Genomic DNA, 16,771 nt, shown 5'->3' on the forward strand with positions numbered 1-16,771 from the left:
CCTGCGTCACTGCTGGGCCCTCCACATTTCTTCGAGCATGGTGATCTGGTCCTGGTCGAGGTCGACCAGGTCGAGGTCCGAGGGGGTGTGCCCCCCGGTGGTGGTGCCGTCGGCCCAGGCGGCGAGGGCGTCCACGGCGGCCGACAGCCCGTCGGCGAGCTGTTCGACGGTGTCCTGGGAGAGCGCCCCGCCCGCCCAGACGAAGGCCGCCGTCAGCTCCGGCCCGTCGTCGCCGTCGGTGATCTCCGCCGTGATCTCCAGGACGTGGGAGAGCGGCAGGTCCGGATCGTGGCGGGCGGACAGCGCGTCGGCCTCCGCCGCCGGACCCCACGCGGAGGCCGCCCGCCCGGTCTGGCGGCCCAGGTAGTTCCACAGGATCTCGGCGCGCGCCGCCGGGTCGAACAGCCGCGCCGTGGCCGGGTTGGCGTAGCGGAGCAGACCCGCCCCGATCCCGCCGTCCGGTACGCCGCGCAGCAGCTCCTTGACCTCCTTCAGGGCAGCCCCGGCGTCCTCCCGGCCGGCCAGCACCGCGGCCGGGTCGTAGGTTCCGGCGGGCAGCCGCAGCGGGTGGATGGTGGTCAGCCAGCCGACGGTACGGGTGAGATCGGCGCCGGGCAGCAGCTCCTGCTCCCGGCCGTGCCCCTCCATGTCCACCGTGAACCCGTGACCGGCGCCCCGGCCCGCGCGGGCGGCCCAGGCTCCGACGGAGAGGGCCAGCGCGGTCAGCAGGGTGTCCCCGACCGTGCCGTGGAAGGCGGCCGGCACGGCCTGGAGCAGGGGCCCGGTGCGCTCGGCGGACAGCCGCACGCTCATCCGCCGGGCCGTCGCGACCGTGTCCCGCACCGGGTCCAGGGCCCGCTCGGCGAGGAGCGGGCCGCCCGGAGCCGCCGCCAGCCAGCGCTCCAGCTCGGCCGTCCGCCGCGGGTGCTGGGCCTCGGCCAGCAGATGCGTGGCCCAGCCGCGCAGCGAGGTGGCGACCGGCTCCAGGGCCGGGGTCCGGCCCGCCGCCACCGCCTCGTACGCGGCCCGCAGGTCGGGCAGCAGGATCTGCCAGGACACCTCGTCCACCGCCAGGTGGTGCGCGGCGATGAGCAGCCTGCCCTCCTCGCCCGGCCCCCGGTCGAAGTGCACCGCGCGTACGGACACCCCTGCCGCCGGGTCGATCAGCGCCGAGACGCGCCCCGACTCGGCGCCGATCAGCGCCCGCAGCTCCGGATCCCCGAGCCCGGCCGCGTCGGTGCGGTCGAGCACCGCGTCGGCCCGTACCGCGGCCGTCTCGCGGATCTCCGCGCTCCACACCCCCGGGTACGGGACGGTCAGCGCCATGCGCAGCGCGTCGTGCCGGTCCAGGACCGCCTGGAGGGCGGCCACCAGGTGTGCGTGCTCCGCTCCGGCGGGCAGAGCGACGAGCCGGGCCTGGCCGAACGAGGCGAAGGGGCCGCCGCGTTCGGCGAGCCACTGCGCGACCGGGGGCAGCGGCAGCGGACCCGGGCCGCCGTCCGAGGGACGCGGCGCTGCGGCGGGCGCGGTGTCGCGCTCCATGGCCACGGCGGCCAGCGCGGCCGGGGTCGGGTGCTGGAAGATCTGCCGGGCGGAGATGGTCAGTCCGGCCTTGCGGGCCAGGCTGACCAGGCGGATCGAGACGATGCTGTCGCCGCCCAGCTCGAAGAAGTTCTCCTCCGGGGCGACCGCGGACAGGCCGAGCACCTCCGCCGTCAGCGCGCACAGCACCTGCTCCGGAGTACCGGAGGGGGCCGCCGGGGCGTCGGCGGCCGCAGGGGGCGCCGGGGCCGCCGGCCGGGGGGCGATGACCGGTGCGGGGAGTGCGTTGCGGTCGAGTTTTCCGTTGGGGTTGAGGGGGAGGTGGGTGAGGTGGATGTAGTGGGTGGGGTGCATGTAGTCGGGGAGTTGGGTGGTGAGGTGGGTGGTGAGGGTGTGGTGGTTGGGGGGTGTGTTGGTGGTGGTGAGGTAGGCGGTGAGTTGGGGGTGTTGGGGGTTGTCGTGGCGGAGGAGGACGGTGGCGTGGGTGATGTGGGGGTGGTTGGTGAGGGCGGTTTCGATGTCGCCGAGTTCGATGCGGAGGCCGCGGAGTTTGATTTGGTTGTCGGTGCGGCCGAGGTAGTCGAGGGTGCCGTTGGGTTGCCAGCGGACGAGGTCGCCGGTGCGGTACATGCGGGTGCCGGGGGGGCCGTAGGGGTTGGCGGTGAAGCGTTCGGCGGTGAGTGCGGGCTGTGCGGTGTAGGCGCGGGCGAGTTGGGTTCCGGCGAGGTGGAGTTCGCCGGGGACGCCGGGGGGTACGGGTCGCAGGTGGTGGTCGAGGACGTAGAGCTGGGTGTTCCAGACCGGAGCACCGATCGACACGGAAGCCGCTGACGAACCGTCCACGACGGGCGGGCAGTTCGCCGCCGTCACGTCGACGGCTGCCTCCGTCGGGCCGTACAGGTTCGCCAGCACCGCGCCCGCCCGTCCCGCCGAGGTGTGGAAGCGGGCGGTGAGGTCGGCGGGGAGGGCCTCGCCGCTGCACACGACCAGACGCAGGGTCGGGCAGCTCGCGATCTCGGTCTCGGCGAGGAAGGCGGCGAGCATGGAGGGCACGAAGTGCAGGACCGTGACCCGCTGTTCGCGGATCAGAGTGGCCAGGTAGTCGGGGTCCTTGTGGCCTTCCGGCCGGGCGACGACGAGGGGGACGGCTTCGGCGAGAGGCCAGAAGAACTCCCACACCGACACGTCGAAGCCGGCCGGGGTCTTCTGGAGGACACGGTCGTCCGCGGTCAGGCGGTAGGCGTGCTGCATCCACTGGAGGCGGTTGACGATCGCCCGGTGCTCGACCATCACGCCCTTGGGGCGGCCCGTCGAGCCGGAGGTGAAGATGACGTACGCGGGATGGCCGGGCAGCAGCGGCGCCGTCCGCTCCGCATCCTCCACCGGCCCGCCCGGCAGCGAGCCGAGCTCCTCCCGTACCTCCGGCGCGTCCAGGACGACCGGCTCCGCCCCGGCGGCCTGCGGCAGGCCACCGAGCGAGGCCGACTCGGTCAGCAGGCACACCGGCGCCGCCGTCCGGACCATGTGGGCGAGGCGTTCGGCGGGCAGGGTGAGGTCGAGGGGCAGGTAGGCGCCGCCCGCGCGGACGACCGCGTGGAGGGCGATGACGAGGTCGAAGGAGCGCGGCAGCGCCACGCCGACGACGCTCTCCGGTCCGACGCCGCGCCCGATGAGGAGACGGGCCAGCCGGTTGACGCGGTCGTCGAAGGCGGCACGGGACAGCTCGACGCCCTCGAACACCAGGGCCGTGCCCTCGGGGTCACGGCGCGAACCGGCGGCGACCAGCGCGTCCAGGGTCTGCGCGGGCAGCGGGCGCCCGGTGTCGTTCCAGCCGTGCAGGACCAGCTCCCGCTCCGCCTCGCCCATCACCTCGACCGCCGACACCGCCACCTCCGGATCGGCGGCGGCCGCCGCCAGGATCCGGACGAGACGGCTGGTCAGGGCCCAGACGGTCTCCTCGTCGAACAGATCGGTGGCGTACCGCACCCCGCAGGTCATCCCCGGGCCCGACCCGTCCCGGCCGGGGGTCCGGCGGAACAGGACCTCCAGGTCGAACTTGGCCGCACCGGCCGCGACGGCGACCTCCTCGGCCGGGATCCCGGCGAACAGGGCGGCCGGCCCGGAGCCGCCCTCGTAAGCCACCATCGTCTGGAACAGCGGGTGCCGCGCCAGCGAACGCTCCGGGTTCACCGCCTCCACCACCGCGTCGAAGGGCAGATCGGCGTGGTCCAGCGCCGCCGTGGCGGTCGCGGCCGTACGGCGCAGCAACTCGGCGAAGCTCGGCGCGCCGGACAGGTCCGCCCGCAGGACCACGGTGTTGACCAGGAACCCCACCAGCGGGTCGAGGGCCTCCTCGCCGCGCCCGGCGACCGGGCTGCCCAGCGGGATGTCCTCACCCGCGCCCAGCCGGTGCAGCAGCGCCGCCACGGCCGCCGTGACCACCGTGAACACGGTCGTACCGGTCGACCCGGCCAGTTCGTCCAGCCCCGCCACCAGCGCGGCCGGCAGCTCGGTCTCCACCGTCGCACCCCGGTGCGAGGGGAGCGCCGGACGCGGCCGGTCCGCCGGAACGGACAGCTCCGCAGGGACCCCGGCGAGGGCCTCCCGCCAGAAACCCGCCTGCCGGTGGGCCAGAGAGCCCTCCCGCGCCGGGTCGCCGAGCAGCTCCCGCTGCCACAGCGCGTAGTCCGCGTACTGGACGGGCAGCGGGGCGAACTCCGGCTCCCGGCCCGCCAGCCGCGCCGCGTACGCCCGGTCCAGATCGGCCAGCAGCGGACCGGCCGACCACTCGTCGGTGGCGATGTGGTGCAGCAGCAGGACCAGCGTCCACTCCTGCGGCCCCGATTCCAGCAGCGTCACCCGCAGCGGAAGCTCCGTCTCCAGGTCGAACGGGTGGCTCGCGGCGGCCTCGATGCGCTCGGCGACCTCCCCGGCCGCCACCCGGACCATCGAGAACGGCACCTCGGCCGCGGCGGGCGCCAGCACCCGCTGGTACGGGCCCCCCGCGTCCTCGGCGAACACGGTGCGCAGCGCCTCGTGCCGGGCCACCACATCGGCGACGGCGGCCCGCAGCGCGGCCGGGGCCAGCGCCCCGCGCAGCCTCAGCACCTGCGGGATGTTGTAGGTGGCGTTCGGCCCCTCCAGCCGGTGCAGGAACCACAGCCGGGCCTGGGCGTACGACAGCGGCAGCCGGTCCGGCCGCTCCGGCAGGCCCGCCGTGGCCAGGGCCGGACGCGCCGCCCGGCCCCGGCCGCCGATCCGGGCCGCGAGCGCGGCGACCGTACGGGCCTCGAACACGTCGCGCACCGAGCAGTCGGTGCCCGACTCCCGGAGCAGGGCCGCCACCCGGGTGGCCAGCAGCGAATGCCCGCCCAGCCGGAAGAAGTCGGCGTCGGCCCCGGCCGAGGCCAGCCCCAGCGCCTGCGCGAACACCGCCGCGACCCGCTCCTCGACGGGGCCGCCGGGCGCGCGTCCGGCGGGCTCCTCGCCCGCGAGCGGCGCCGGCAGGGCCGCCCGGTCCAGCTTGCCGCTGACCGTGGTCGGCAGCTCCGCCAGCCCCGTCACCACGGCCGGAACCATGTGGTCCGGCAGCGTCCTCGCCAGCTCCGCCCGCAGCGCGGCCGGATCGGCCGGGCCGGTGACGTAGCCGACCAGCCGCGGGACGCCGGGCACGTCCTCCCGTACGACCACGGCGGCCGCGGACACCCCGGCGAGCGAGGTCAGCGCGGCCTCCACCTCGCCGAGTTCGACGCGGAACCCGCGGATCTTGACCTGGTCGTCGGCCCGGCCGAGGAACTCGATCAGACCGTCCGCCCGCCACCGGGCCAGATCGCCCGTCCGGTACATCCGGGTGCCCGGGCTCCCGTACGGGTCGGCGAGGAACCGCTCGGAGGTCAGCGCGGGCCGGCCCAGATAGCCGCGGGCGTTCTGCTCGCCCGCCAGGTACAGCTCACCGGGCACCCCGGCGGGCACCGGCCGCAGCCGGGCGTCCAGGACGTACGCGCGGGCGTTGTCCAGCGGCCGGCCCACCACCGGGGTGGCGCAGTCGCCCACCCGGGCGACCAGCGCGTCGACGGTGAACTCCGTCGGCCCGTAGTAGTTGACGACCTCCACGCCCGCCACCGCCCGCAGCTCCGTCCACAGCGCGGCGGGCACCGCCTCGCCGCCCAGCAGGAACAGCGGCGGCCGCCAGGGACCGGCCAGCAGACCGGCGTCCACCAGCTGCCGCCCGTACGAGGGCGTCACGTCCAGCGCGTCGATCCGCGCCCGGCGCACGTACGCGACCACCGCCTCGGCGTCCCGCCGCCCGAACTCGTCCAGGACGTGCAGCTCGTGGCCCGCGATCAGCCACAGCAACTGCTCCCAGGAGGAGTCGAAGGAGAAGGAGGCCGTGTGCAGCGCGCGCACCCGGCGGCCCAGCCGCGCGGCGACCGGCAGGTAGAGCTCCCGCTCGTGGTCGCGGAACAGCCGGGTCAGACCGGCGTGCCGGAGCACCACGCCCTTGGGGCGGCCGGTGGAACCCGAGGTGTAGATGACGTACGCGGCGTGCTCGGGGTCGACGGGGGTGTCCGGGCCGGGCACCGCGGCGGCCAGCCGGCCGGCGGTCAGCGGGTCGTCGAGCACCACGGCGGGCGTCCCCGCGACCAGGTCCGCCGCCGCACGGGTGGTCACGACGCACACCGGGGCGGCGTCCCGCAGCATGAACGCCACCCGCTCGGCGGGAAGGTCGAGATCGAGCGGCAGGTAGGCGCCGCCCGCCTTGAGGACGGCGAGCACCGCCACCACGGCGTCCGCCGAACGCGGCACCGCGAGGGCGACGACCGTGTCCGGCCCGACGCCCTCGGCCGTGAGGACGGCCGCCAGCCGGCCCGCCCGCTCCGCGAGCTCGGCGAAGGTCAGCCGCTCCGCGCCCGCCACCACAGCGATCGCCTCCGGGTCCCGGGCGGCGCGCTCGGCGAACACCTCCGCGACGCCCTGCGGGGGCACCGGGCGGCCGGTCTCGTTCCACCGGGCCATCCGGGCCCGCTCGTCGGCGTCGCGCAGCTCCCAGGCCGACACCGGAGCGGCCGGGTCGGCGACCGCCTCGGCCAGCACCCGCAGCAGCCGGTCGGTGAAGGTCTCCACCGTGGCCCGGTCGAACAGGCCCGTGGAGTAGAACACCTCCAGCTCCAGGTCCTCGCCGTGCGCCGCGTCGGCGAAGGTGATGTCCAGGTCGAACTTGGTCGCCCCGGGGTCCACCCGGTCCACCCGGGCCGGCAGCCCGAACAGGGTCCGCAGGTCCTGGGTCACCGTGCTGTGCGAGACCATCGTCTGGAACAGCGGGTGCCGCGCGAGCGTCCGCTCCGGGCTGACGGCCTCCACCACCTGGTCGAAGGGCAGGTCGGCGTGGTCCAGCGCGGCCAGGTCGGCGGCCCGGACCCGCTCCAGCAGCTCGCCGAAGGCCGGATCGCCCGACAGGTCGGTGCGCAGCACCAGCGTGTTGACGAAGAAGCCGACCAGCTCGTCCAGCGCGCTGTCCGCCCGCCCCGCCACCGGGCTGCCCAGCACGACGTCCGTACCGGCGCCGAGCCGGTGCAGCAGCGCGGCCACCGCGGCGTGCACCACCATGAACACACTGGTGCCGCTCTCACGGGCCAGCTGCCTCACGCGCAGCGCGAGCTCGCGGGGCACCTCGCGGTGGACCAGGGCCCCCGCGTGCGCGGCCACCGCCGGCCGTGGCCGGTCGGCGGGCAGCCCCGCCTCCTCGGGCAGCCCGGCGAGCACCTCCCGCCAGTACGCGGCCTGCCCGGCGGCGAGCGAACCCGGCTCTTCGACCGCGCCCAGCAGCCGCCGCTGCCACAGCGCGAAATCGGCGTACTGGACGGCCGGCGGCGCGAACCGCGGCTCCTCGCCCGCGCACCGGGCCCCGTAGGCCTGCTCCAGATCGCGCAGGAACGGCCCCATGGACCACTCGTCGCTCGCGATGTGGTGCAGCAGGACGACGAGCGCGTCCGCGCCCGCCTCCCGGTCCCGGACCAGGGTGACCCGCAGCGGCGCCTGCGAGGTCAGGTCGAAGAGGTGCGTGAGCGCCCGCGTCACCGCCTCGTCGACACGGCCGTCGCTCACCTCGTGTACGTGCAGCCGCACCGCGGCCGCGTCCGTGTCCAGCACCCGCTGGTACGGGACGCCCCCGTGCTCGCCGTACACCGTGCGCAGCGCCTCGTGACGGGCGGCCACGTCACCGAGCGCGGCGTCCAGCGCGCGGGCGTCCAGCGCACTGTCGAACCGTACGGCGAAGGGGATGTTGTAGGTGGCGCTCGGCCCCTCGACCTGGTCGAGGAACCACAGGCGCTGCTGCGCGTACGAGAGCGGCAGCGGATCCGGCCGTACTCCGGCGGCCGGCGCCGGACGGGCGGTGGCGGTGCGCTCGGCGAGCAGGGCCGCGAGGGCGGCGACGGTACGGGACTCGAACACGTCCCGGATCCCGCACTCGCTGCCCAGGGCGGTCCGGACCCTGGCGATCACCCGGGCCGCCAGCAGGGAGTGGCCGCCCAGGGAGAAGAAGTCGTCCTCGGGGCCGACGGCGGGCAGCCCCAGCACCTCCGCGAAGATCCCGGCCAGGATCTCCTCGCGGGCGCCGCGCGGGGCCCGCGAGGAGGCGGCGCCGGTCAGGCCGGAGAGGTCGGGGGCGGGCAGCGCCCGCCGGTCCACCTTGCCGTTCGCGGTCAGCGGGAAGCCGTCCAGCACCACCACGGCCGCCGGCACCATGTACTCGGGCAGCCGCTCCGCCACCGCCCGGCGCAGCGCGGCCGGCTCGGGCGCGGGAGCGCCGGCGGCCGGCGTGACGTACCCGACCAGGGCGGGGAAGCCGGGCAGGTCCTCGCGGACCAGGACCACGGCCCGCGCCACGCCCGCGGCGGCCGTCAGCGCCGCCTCGATCTCCCCGAGTTCGATGCGGAAGCCGCGCAGCTTGACCTGGTCGTCGGCCCGGCCGAGGAACTCGATCCTGCCGTCCGCACCGCGCCGGGCCAGGTCGCCCGTCCGGTACATCCGGCTGCCCGGCGCCCCGTACGGGTCGGCGGGGAAGCGCCCGGAGGTCAGCGCGGGGCGCCCCAGGTAGCCCCGGGCCAGCTGGGAGCCGCTCAGGTACAGCTCGCCGGGGCGGCCCGGAGCCACCGGGCGCAGCGCGGAGTCCAGGACGTACGCCCGGGTGTTCCAGAACGGCAGCCCGATGTCTGGGACCCCGAGGTGCGCCGGGTCCAGGTCCGCCGAGGTGGCCCAGACGGTGGCCTCGGTCGGCCCGTACACGTTGGTGACCGACAGCGCGGTGCGGGCGAGGCGTTCGGCGAGCGCGGCGGGCAGCGCCTCGCCGCCGACCAGGACCCGGGTGCCGTCCAGCGTGGTGGGCCGGCCGTCCTCCAGCAGGGCGTGCCACAGCGAGGGGGTGGCCTGCATGACGGCGGGCCGGTGCGCGTCGACGAGCGCGGCCAGCGCCGCCGGGTCGCGCACGGTGTCCCGGTCCGCGAGGACCACGGTCGCCCCGCAGATCAGCGGGGTGTGGATCTCCAGCGCCGCGATGTCGAACGAGATGGTGGTGACCGCGACGAGACGGTCGGCCGGAGCCAGTTCGAGGACCTCGGCCTGCATGTGCAGGAAGTTGGCGAGCGCTCCGTGCCCGACGACCACGCCCTTGGGCCGGCCCGTCGAACCCGAGGTGTAGATCACGTACGCGGGCTGGTCCCCGGCCGGGGCGGCCGGTCCCGCCGCGAGTTCGCCGGCGTCCACGCCGGCGAGGGCGGCCAGGGTGTCGGGGGAGTCCAGGACCACCGTCTCCACACCGGGCACGTCCGGGGCCAGGGCGGCGCAGTCCAGGGTGGTCAGCACGCACACGGGGCGGGCGTCCTCGACCATGAACCGCAGCCGGTCGGCCGGGTAGTCGAGGTCCAGCGGCAGGTAGGCGCCGCCCGCCTGCCAGACCGCGAGCAGCGCCACGACCAGATCGGCCGTACGGGGCAGGGCCAGCCCGACGATGCCCTCGGGGCCCACGCCCCGGTCGGCCAGCACCCGGGCCAGCCGGGCCGCCCGGTCGGCCAGCGTCGCGTAGTCGAGGGTGACGGATCCGGCGATGACGGCGGGCACCTGCGGCCGGCGGCGGGCCTGCGCGGCGAAGGCCTCGACGACGCTCTCCGGCGGCAGCGCCCGGGCGGTGTCGTTGCCGGCCCGCAGGACGGCGGCCACGGCCTCGGACTCCAGCAGGTCGTGCCGGCCGACCGGCGCCTCGGGGCCCGCGGCCGCGGCGGCGCGCAGGAAGCGGGCGAACTCCCCGCAGCGCGCGGCCAGCGAAACGGCGTCGTAGGCCAGCGGGTTGCCGTCGAACTCGAAGCGGATGCGGCCCTCGGCAGCGTCGTGGTAGACGCCGAGGGTGAGGTCCTCCACGGGGCCCGCGGCCACGTTGTGCACGGTGCCCGGGGAGCCCGCGAAGTCGAGGTCGTTGTCGAAGGCCTTGACGTTGACCATGGGCCCCAGCAGGCCCTGGCCGCGGCCGGAGAGGCCGAGCTCGCGGCGGATGTCCTCGGCGCGGTAGCGCTGGTGGCGGCGCAGGTCGCGGACGGCGGCGGCCACCTCGCGCACCAGCTCCGCCAGTTCGGCCCCCGGCCGGACGGCCACGCGCAGCGGCAGCACGTTGACGACCATCGCGGGCACCTTCAGCGCGGCCGAACCGAGCCGCGCCATCGCCGGCAGGGACAGCAGCACGTCCCGGGTTCCGGTGGCCCGGTGCAGATAGGCGGCGAAGGCGGCCGTCACCACATCGGCCCAACTGGCGCGCGCCGCGCGGGCGATGGCCAGCAGGCCGGAGGTCTCCTCGGCGGAGAGGGTGACGCCTTCGCGCAGGAAGGCGTGCGACGCGGGCAGCACGGCACCGCTCAGCGGCTCCGGCTCGGGGCAGTCGGCCAGCCGGTCCAGCCAGTAGGCGCGGTCCTCCTCGAAGCGGTCGGAGGATCTGTACGCCTCCTCCTCGTCGGTGACGACCCGCAGCCCGCCGAACGGGCTGGGCGGCGGCTCCTCGCCCCGGACCAGGGCGCTGTACACCTCGGCCGTGCGGCGCGATACGAGGGAGAACCCGAAGGCGTCGAGCGCGATGTGGTGGGCGCGCTGGTACCAGAGGGTCCGGTCCGGCCCGACCCGGTGCAGGGTGAAGGCGTAGAGGGGGTCGCGCGCCGGGTCCACGGGGGTGGCCATGTCACGGCGCATCAGGGAGACGGCCTCGCCGACGGGGTCGTCCTGGCCGGTGTGGTCGAGCGTCGCCACGATCGGGCCGGCGGCCGGGCCCGGCCAGGTCAGCTGGTACGGAACGCCCTCCGCGTCCTCGCCGAACCGGGCGGTCAGCGCCTCGCTCTCGGCGACGGTCCGCCGCAGGGCGGTGAGGAACCGGCCGGGGTCCAGAGCGCCGTTGATCTCGACGTACTGGCCCACGTTGTAGACCGGGGACTCGGGGTCGAGCCGCTGTCCGTACCAGACACCGGTCTGGGCCCCGGTGAGGGGGAGGCGCTGGGAGGGGCGGTCACTCATGGGGATCGTGCTCCAGGGATCGGCGACGGCGGGGCGAGGAGGGGTGAGGGGGAGGGGGGAGCCGCTCAGTGCTCGGGGGTGCGGGCGGGGTCCTTGGCGGGGCCGCTGGGCGCCCCGGTGGCGGCGTCGGGGGTGGCGCCGCCCTGCGCGGAGCCCTTGGCCCCGGCATCGGCGTGGGCGTCGCCCTCGGCCTCGCTCTCGCGGGGCAGGGTGGCGCGGCGCAGTCCCGGTACGGCGACGGCCACGGCGACCGCCGCGACGGCGCAGACGGCGCCGTTCAGCACGGCCGCGCCGGCCGGACTGAACCACCGCGCCACGGCCGCGACTTCGGCGTCTCCGACGACGCCGCCCGTGGTGCCCTGGGCGGTGATGACGCTGACGATGCGCCCGCGCAGCCGGTCCGGGGTGCTGTGCTGGACGAGCGCGTATTCGAGGATCTCGTACACCGTGCCGGCCGCGCCGCCGACCGCGAGCATCGCGAAGGCGACGGCCGCGTGGCCGCTGAGGCCGAATCCGACGGTGGCCAGGCCCCCGGTGAAGGCGGCGGCGATCAGCATCCGGCCGGGGCGGGCCGTGCGGCTGAGCCAGCCGCTGGTGGCCGACACCAGGACGGCGCCGACGGCGGGAGCGGTGTAGAGCAGGCCCAGCATGACCTCGCCGCCGTGGAACTGCCGGTCGACCATCTCGGGGAAGAGCACGACGGGGACGTTGAACACGGCGACCACGCCGCCGAGCAGCACGAGCCCGCCGACCACCCGGTTGCGCAGGGCGTACCTGAAGGCCACGAGCGGTGATCCGGTGTCCTGCCCGGCGTGTTCGTCGTCCTCCTCCTCGTCCCCGCCGACGCCCGGCGGGAGCGGGCGGATGCGGGAGATGAGGAAGGTGGTCACGGCGGTGGTGACGGCGGCGAAGGCGTAGACGGGGCCCGCGCCCCAGGCGGCGAGGAGCACTCCGCCGAGGAACGGCGCGCTGACGGAGCCGATCTCGCCGGTGAGGGAGATCAGGGCGCCGGCGGCGGGGAGCTGGTCGGGGCGGACGAGGGTCGGTGCGACGGCCATCAGCGCGGTCACGCTGACCCCCGTCGCGAGGCCGTCCCAGGCCACGCACGCGTAGATGGCCCACAGGGAGGGGTCCGGCAGCATCGCGTTGACCGCGAGGCCGGCGAAGGCGAGGGCGGCCGCGCCGCGCGCCCAGACGATGAGCCGCTTGCGGTCGGTCCGGTCGGCCATCACGCCGCCCCAGAGAGAGCCGAGCAGCACCGTGACGCTCATGATCATGCTGGCGACGGCCACGTCGAACGTCGACCGGGTCATCCCGTAGACCTGGGCGGACAGGGCCACGGTGGCCATGCCCAGGCCGAAGAGGGAGACCACCCGGGCCGTGAAGATGGCCCGGAAGTCGGGGCTGGTGCGCAGCGGTTCGATGTCGATGACGAGGTCACGCAGGGACACAGGGGACTCCGTAGACGGCGACGGCCGCGGATCAGGCGGTGGGGGACAGGAGCGCGGCCCATTCGCGCAGGGTGGGGCGCTCGGCGAGGTCCACGAAGCTGATCCGGGCGCCTTCGGCGCGCCATCTCTCCACGAGGGTCATCAGGCGTATGGAGTCCAGGCCCTGGTCGAGGAGGTCCTCGTCGGGGGAGATGTCGGCGGGCTCTGCGTAGAGCACGTCGGCCACGTCCTGGATCAGCCGGTCGAGGGTGAGGGGCTCGGTGGAATCGGACATGAGTGGCTTCCTTCGTCTGGGAATGCGCGCCGATGCTGGAGAGTAGTAAGGCAAGGCTTACCTAACTAAAAATGAGCTGGCCGAGTCAAGCCGGAGGTCCAGGTCATCCGCCCTTTTCGGTGCGTCAACTCGCCTTGAGGATGTGTCTGGTGGGGCGGGTGTGGCGAATTGCAGGGCCAGTAAGGGAAGGCTAACCTAGCTATGTGTCCACAGTTGCCGCAGCCGCCCTGGGGGATCACTCCCCTCACCCCCCTTCGCCTCCGGGTATCCCCGTACGCCCGGAGCCCCCGGACCGCCCCGCGCCTCCGGGCCGTCCCGAGTCCCCCGGCGTCCGGCCGGCCCGTCTCGGTGACGTCGCCGCCCTGTACGCGCTGTCCCGGACCTTCGTCCGGTCCGGCGCGCTCCGGGCCCGGACGCCCCGTCACTACCTGTCCCGCGTAGGGGACTTCCTCGTCGCCGAGGGCGCGGAAAGGAGCCGCCCGCGCGGCTGCCTCGCCCTGAGGGACGAGGGCCCCGCGACCGCGGTCCTCTACAACTTCTGCGTCTCACCGTGCAGTCAGGGGCAGGGCGTCGGATCGCAGCTGCTGGGCGCCGCCTTCGCGCGGTCCCGGCGGCGCTCCGTTCGGGTGATCTTCACGGCGACCACCGGATCCGCCGCCCTCTTCCTGCGCCACGGATTCGTTCCGGTCCCCGCCGCCGAGGCGCCGGCGCGGTGGGCCGCGGCCCTCGATCCGGCCCGCGGCTCACAGGTGCTGCGCCTGACCCTGTGACGACGGGCCACTGAGGCCGGTCCGGAGCCTCGCTCCGGACCGGCCTCCGCGCTGTACGGGGTCCGGTGGCGCCGTGTCAGCCCTGGGCGGCGATCAGGCTCGCCGGGCGCATGTCGGTCCAGTGGGCGTCGGTGTACGCGGCGCAGCCCTCGCGGGTGTCCTCGCCGTGCACCACGGTCCAGCCGGCCGGCACCTCGGCGAAGGCGGGCCAGAGCGAGTGCTGGTTCTCGGCGTTCACCAGCACGAAGTAGCGCGCGTCGTCGTCCTCGAAGGGGTTGGTGGCCATGGCGGATCTCCTTGGTGATGGGGGTTGGGGATACGGGTGGGGATGTGGCTGGGGGAGTGGTCAGGGGGAAGGGTGGTCCCGTGCGGGTTCCGGCCGCCCCGGCAGCAGGGCGCGTACGGTCTGCGTCGCCTCCTCGGCCAGTCGCCGCGCCTCGGCGGGGCCGAAGAGCAGGTCCGACCAGCGCCAGCGCAGCGTGACCGAGGTCCCGCCGTCCGGCAGCGCCTCCGTGTCCGCGACCAGCTCCAGCGGCCCGGCCAGGGGCAGCGAGGCGCCCGGTACGTCCAGGGCCCGCCACTCGGGCGCCGGAGCCGGCCCCCAGCCGTCCGTCCCGGCGGCGCGCGGTACGGTCCGGCGCCGGTAGCGGATCGCGCACCCCGGCAGGTTCGAGAGCCGGGCCGCGGTCTGGGGGTTGAGGTGGCGCAGCTGGTCGAGCCCCTGCCCGTGGTCCGGGACCGCGGCCAGGTCGCGCGCGACCCGCCGGTACGTCGGCCCGGGGTCGCCGGATCCGGCCCGCCCGGCGGTGTCGAGCGGGAGCCGGACCAGGTGCGCCGAGGTGAGCCGGCCCGCGGTGCGGGGCGCCGCGCCGGGGCGGGGCAGCTCCAGGTCCACCAGCAGGCCGGTCCCGTCGTGCAGGCGGGGCCGGCCCGCCGCGAGCCGGGTCAGTGCCGTCAGCAGCAGCGCGTCGAGGGGGTGCCCGTCGCAGGGCGGCAGGGTCAGCGCGGTCACCAGGCGGTGGCCGCCCTCGGTGGCCGCCCAGGCCCGCCCGGCGCCGCCCGCCGCGAGCGCGGACCAGTGGGGGAGCTCCGAGATCCGCGCCGTGGACTGGGCCTCGGAGGTGAGCCGCGCCGCCCAGGCGGCGAGCCCCCCGGCGGGCGGCAGGCCCTCGTCGGCGCCGTGCTCACCATGAGCGAACTCCCCGTACAAGGCGGAGAGTTCGTCGCCGAGGAGCTGCCAGGTGACATCGTCCACGGACAGCTGGTGGCCGAGCAGCAGCAGCCGCCCCGGCTCCCGGGGGCCCGCGTCGAACCAGACCGCCCGCAGTACCGTGGCCGTGCCCGGGTCGAGGGCCGCGGCGGCCGCTCGGGCCGCATCGGACACCAGCCCGTCCCGTTCGGCCCCCGTGCGGCCCGCGACGCCGATCCGGCGCAGGGTGCCCGGATCCGTGACGGCCGGGGCGGAGACCGCCGGCCGGATCTCCTGGGTCCAGATGCCCTCCGTACGGCGCAGCGCGAGGCGGAGCGCCGGATGGCGGCGGGCCAGGGCCGCGAGGGCCTGGCGCAGCGGGGCCGCCCGCAGCCCCGCCGGAACCCGCAGCAGCACGGACTCGTGCAGCCGCTCCACGGCGGCGTGCGCCGCGCGCAGCCGGTGGGCGGACGGCAGCAGCGGCAGGGCCCCGGTCTCGGTGTCGTGCTCGGGCCCGCCGGGGCGGCGTCCGGGACCACCGCCCGGACGACCACCGCCCGGACGCCCGATGCCCGGACTCCCGGCGCCCGGACGGCCGCCGCCCGGATGCCCGGCGGTCCCGGCGGCGAGGCCGCGGACCAGGGCGCGGGCCGCGCGGTCCGGCTCCCGGGCGAGGGCCACCAGGGCGGCTGCGCAGCCGTCCGCGTACCGGGCCAGCGAAGCCGCGTCGTACAGCGCGGGGTTGGCGTCGAAGTCCAGGCGCAGCCGACCGTCGGGGTGGCTGGACGCCGAGACGGACAGGTCGTCCACCGGGCCGGAGGCCAGGCTGACCACGTGCCCCCGGGTCCCGGCGAAGTCCAGCTCGCTCTCGAAGGGACGCAGGTTGACCAGCGGCCCCGGAACCCGGGTGCCCGGCAGCGCCGGCCACAGGTTCCGGGCGAGTTCCTCGCCGCGCACCCGCTGGTGGCCGCGCAGGAAGGTGAGTTCGGCCGCGGCGCGTCCCAGCAGGGTACGGAAGGTGTCCCCGGCGCCGACCGGGACGCGGACCGGCAGCACGTTGAGCGCCGTCCCGGGCACCCGCAGGGTCCCCGGCGCGGTCCGGGCCGTGGCGAACAGGGCCAGGGTGGCCTCCCGCGCCCCCGTCCGGTCGGCGAGGTGCGCGGCGGTCGCGGCCACCACCGCCTCGCCCCAGGTGACGCCGGCCGCCCGCGCCGCGGCGGCCACGACGGCGCCGTCGGCCGGGTCGAGCGGCACGGTGCGGCGCAGGGCGGTGTCGCCCGCCGGGGCGGTGCGGCCGGCGGGCCAGACCGGATCCGGCAGGTCGGCGTACCGTTCCTGCCAGGCCGCCAGATCCGCGGCGTGCGCGGCGGAGGCGGTGTAGGCCCGTTCGGCGTCGGCGAGCACGGACACCGGGGCGAACGGCGACGGAGCCACCGGCGCCCCGCCGACCAGGGCCGTGTAGCGCTCGGCGATCCGCCGGCTGAGCAGGGCCACGCCGTAGCCGTCGACGACCAGCTGGTGGAAGTACTGCACCAGCAGGTGGTGCCGGGGTCCGGTGGTGACCAGCACGGCGCCCGCGAGATCGGGCACCGCGTCCGGCCGCACGGGGTCGATCAGCAGTTCCAGCCTTGGCGGGCAGGCGAGTTGGCCGCGTACGAGGTCGACCGCGGCGGCCACCGGGTCGGCGGCGCCGGAGGTGTCCAGCCGGGGCAGCCTGCGCACCGGAGGCCGGGCCGGTACCGGGGCCTGGCGGAACCGGCCGCCCGCACTGGTGACGCTGAAGCGGAGCCAGGGGGCCTCGTCGAGGGTGCGGCCGACGGCCTCCTCCAGCGCCCCGTCGTCGAGGGGGCCGACGAGTTCGATGTACTGGCCGACGTTGTAGCCCGCGTACGAGGGGGCCGCGGTCTGCCCGGCGAGGACATGGGCCTGGGCCGCCGTGAGGTCCACGGCGGGCGGGGCCGCGGGGGCGAGGGGGGTCCGGGTGGGGGGCACGGCA

General features: G+C 76.1%; 6 protein-coding genes. 1 reads left to right on the forward strand and 5 read right to left on the reverse strand.

The window, feature by feature from the left end; genetic code table 11:
• Positions 1–6: 6 nt before the first annotated feature.
• From IE248_RS22260 to IE248_RS22270, 3 genes are all read right to left on the reverse strand, one after another.
• Positions 7–11,091, reverse strand: a complete 11,085-nt coding sequence (locus tag IE248_RS22260) for a non-ribosomal peptide synthetase (RefSeq protein ID WP_190031497.1) — start codon at positions 11,089–11,091, stop codon at positions 7–9.
• 65 nt (positions 11,092–11,156) lie between these two features.
• Positions 11,157–12,542 (reverse strand): enterobactin transporter EntS, encoded by a 1,386-nt coding sequence (gene entS, locus IE248_RS22265; protein ID WP_190031498.1) that lies wholly within the window; start codon positions 12,540–12,542, stop codon positions 11,157–11,159.
• Positions 12,543–12,573: 31 nt separating this feature from the next.
• Positions 12,574–12,816: a phosphopantetheine-binding protein gene (locus IE248_RS22270; protein ID WP_100582998.1), complete on the reverse strand. Its 243-nt coding sequence runs from the start codon at positions 12,814–12,816 to the stop codon at positions 12,574–12,576.
• Between the two features lie 203 nt (positions 12,817–13,019).
• Between IE248_RS22270 and IE248_RS22275 the strand changes: the two genes are divergently transcribed.
• Entirely contained in the window at positions 13,020–13,586 is a 567-nt protein-coding gene (locus IE248_RS22275) for a GNAT family N-acetyltransferase (protein ID WP_229895454.1), read from the forward strand.
• Positions 13,587–13,662: 76 nt separating this feature from the next.
• Here IE248_RS22275 and IE248_RS22280 read toward each other — a convergent pair whose 3' ends face one another.
• On the reverse strand, positions 13,663–13,872 hold the full coding sequence (locus IE248_RS22280) for an MbtH family protein (RefSeq protein WP_100582999.1): 210 nt from the start codon (positions 13,870–13,872) through the stop codon (positions 13,663–13,665).
• Positions 13,873–13,932: 60 nt separating this feature from the next.
• The gene (locus IE248_RS22285) at positions 13,933–16,767 is read right to left on the reverse strand and encodes a condensation domain-containing protein (protein WP_190031499.1); all 2,835 of its coding nucleotides are present in this window, start codon (positions 16,765–16,767) and stop codon (positions 13,933–13,935) included.
• Positions 16,768–16,771: the final 4 nt, after the last annotated feature.

Origin of the sequence: Streptomyces goshikiensis (assembly GCF_014650555.1) — a bacterium.
Taxonomy (GTDB): domain Bacteria; phylum Actinomycetota; class Actinomycetes; order Streptomycetales; family Streptomycetaceae; genus Streptomyces; species Streptomyces goshikiensis.

Excerpts from the sequence above, each read along its gene's own strand:
- IE248_RS22270 (WP_100582998.1), bottom strand. The coding sequence starts at position 12,816 with ATGTCCGATTCCACCGAGCCCCTCACCCTCGACCGGCTGATCCAGGAC.
- IE248_RS22280 (WP_100582999.1), bottom strand. The coding sequence starts at position 13,872 with ATGGCCACCAACCCCTTCGAGGACGACGACGCGCGCTACTTCGTGCTG.
- IE248_RS22260 (WP_190031497.1), bottom strand. The coding sequence starts at position 11,091 with ATGAGTGACCGCCCCTCCCAGCGCCTCCCCCTCACCGGGGCCCAGACC.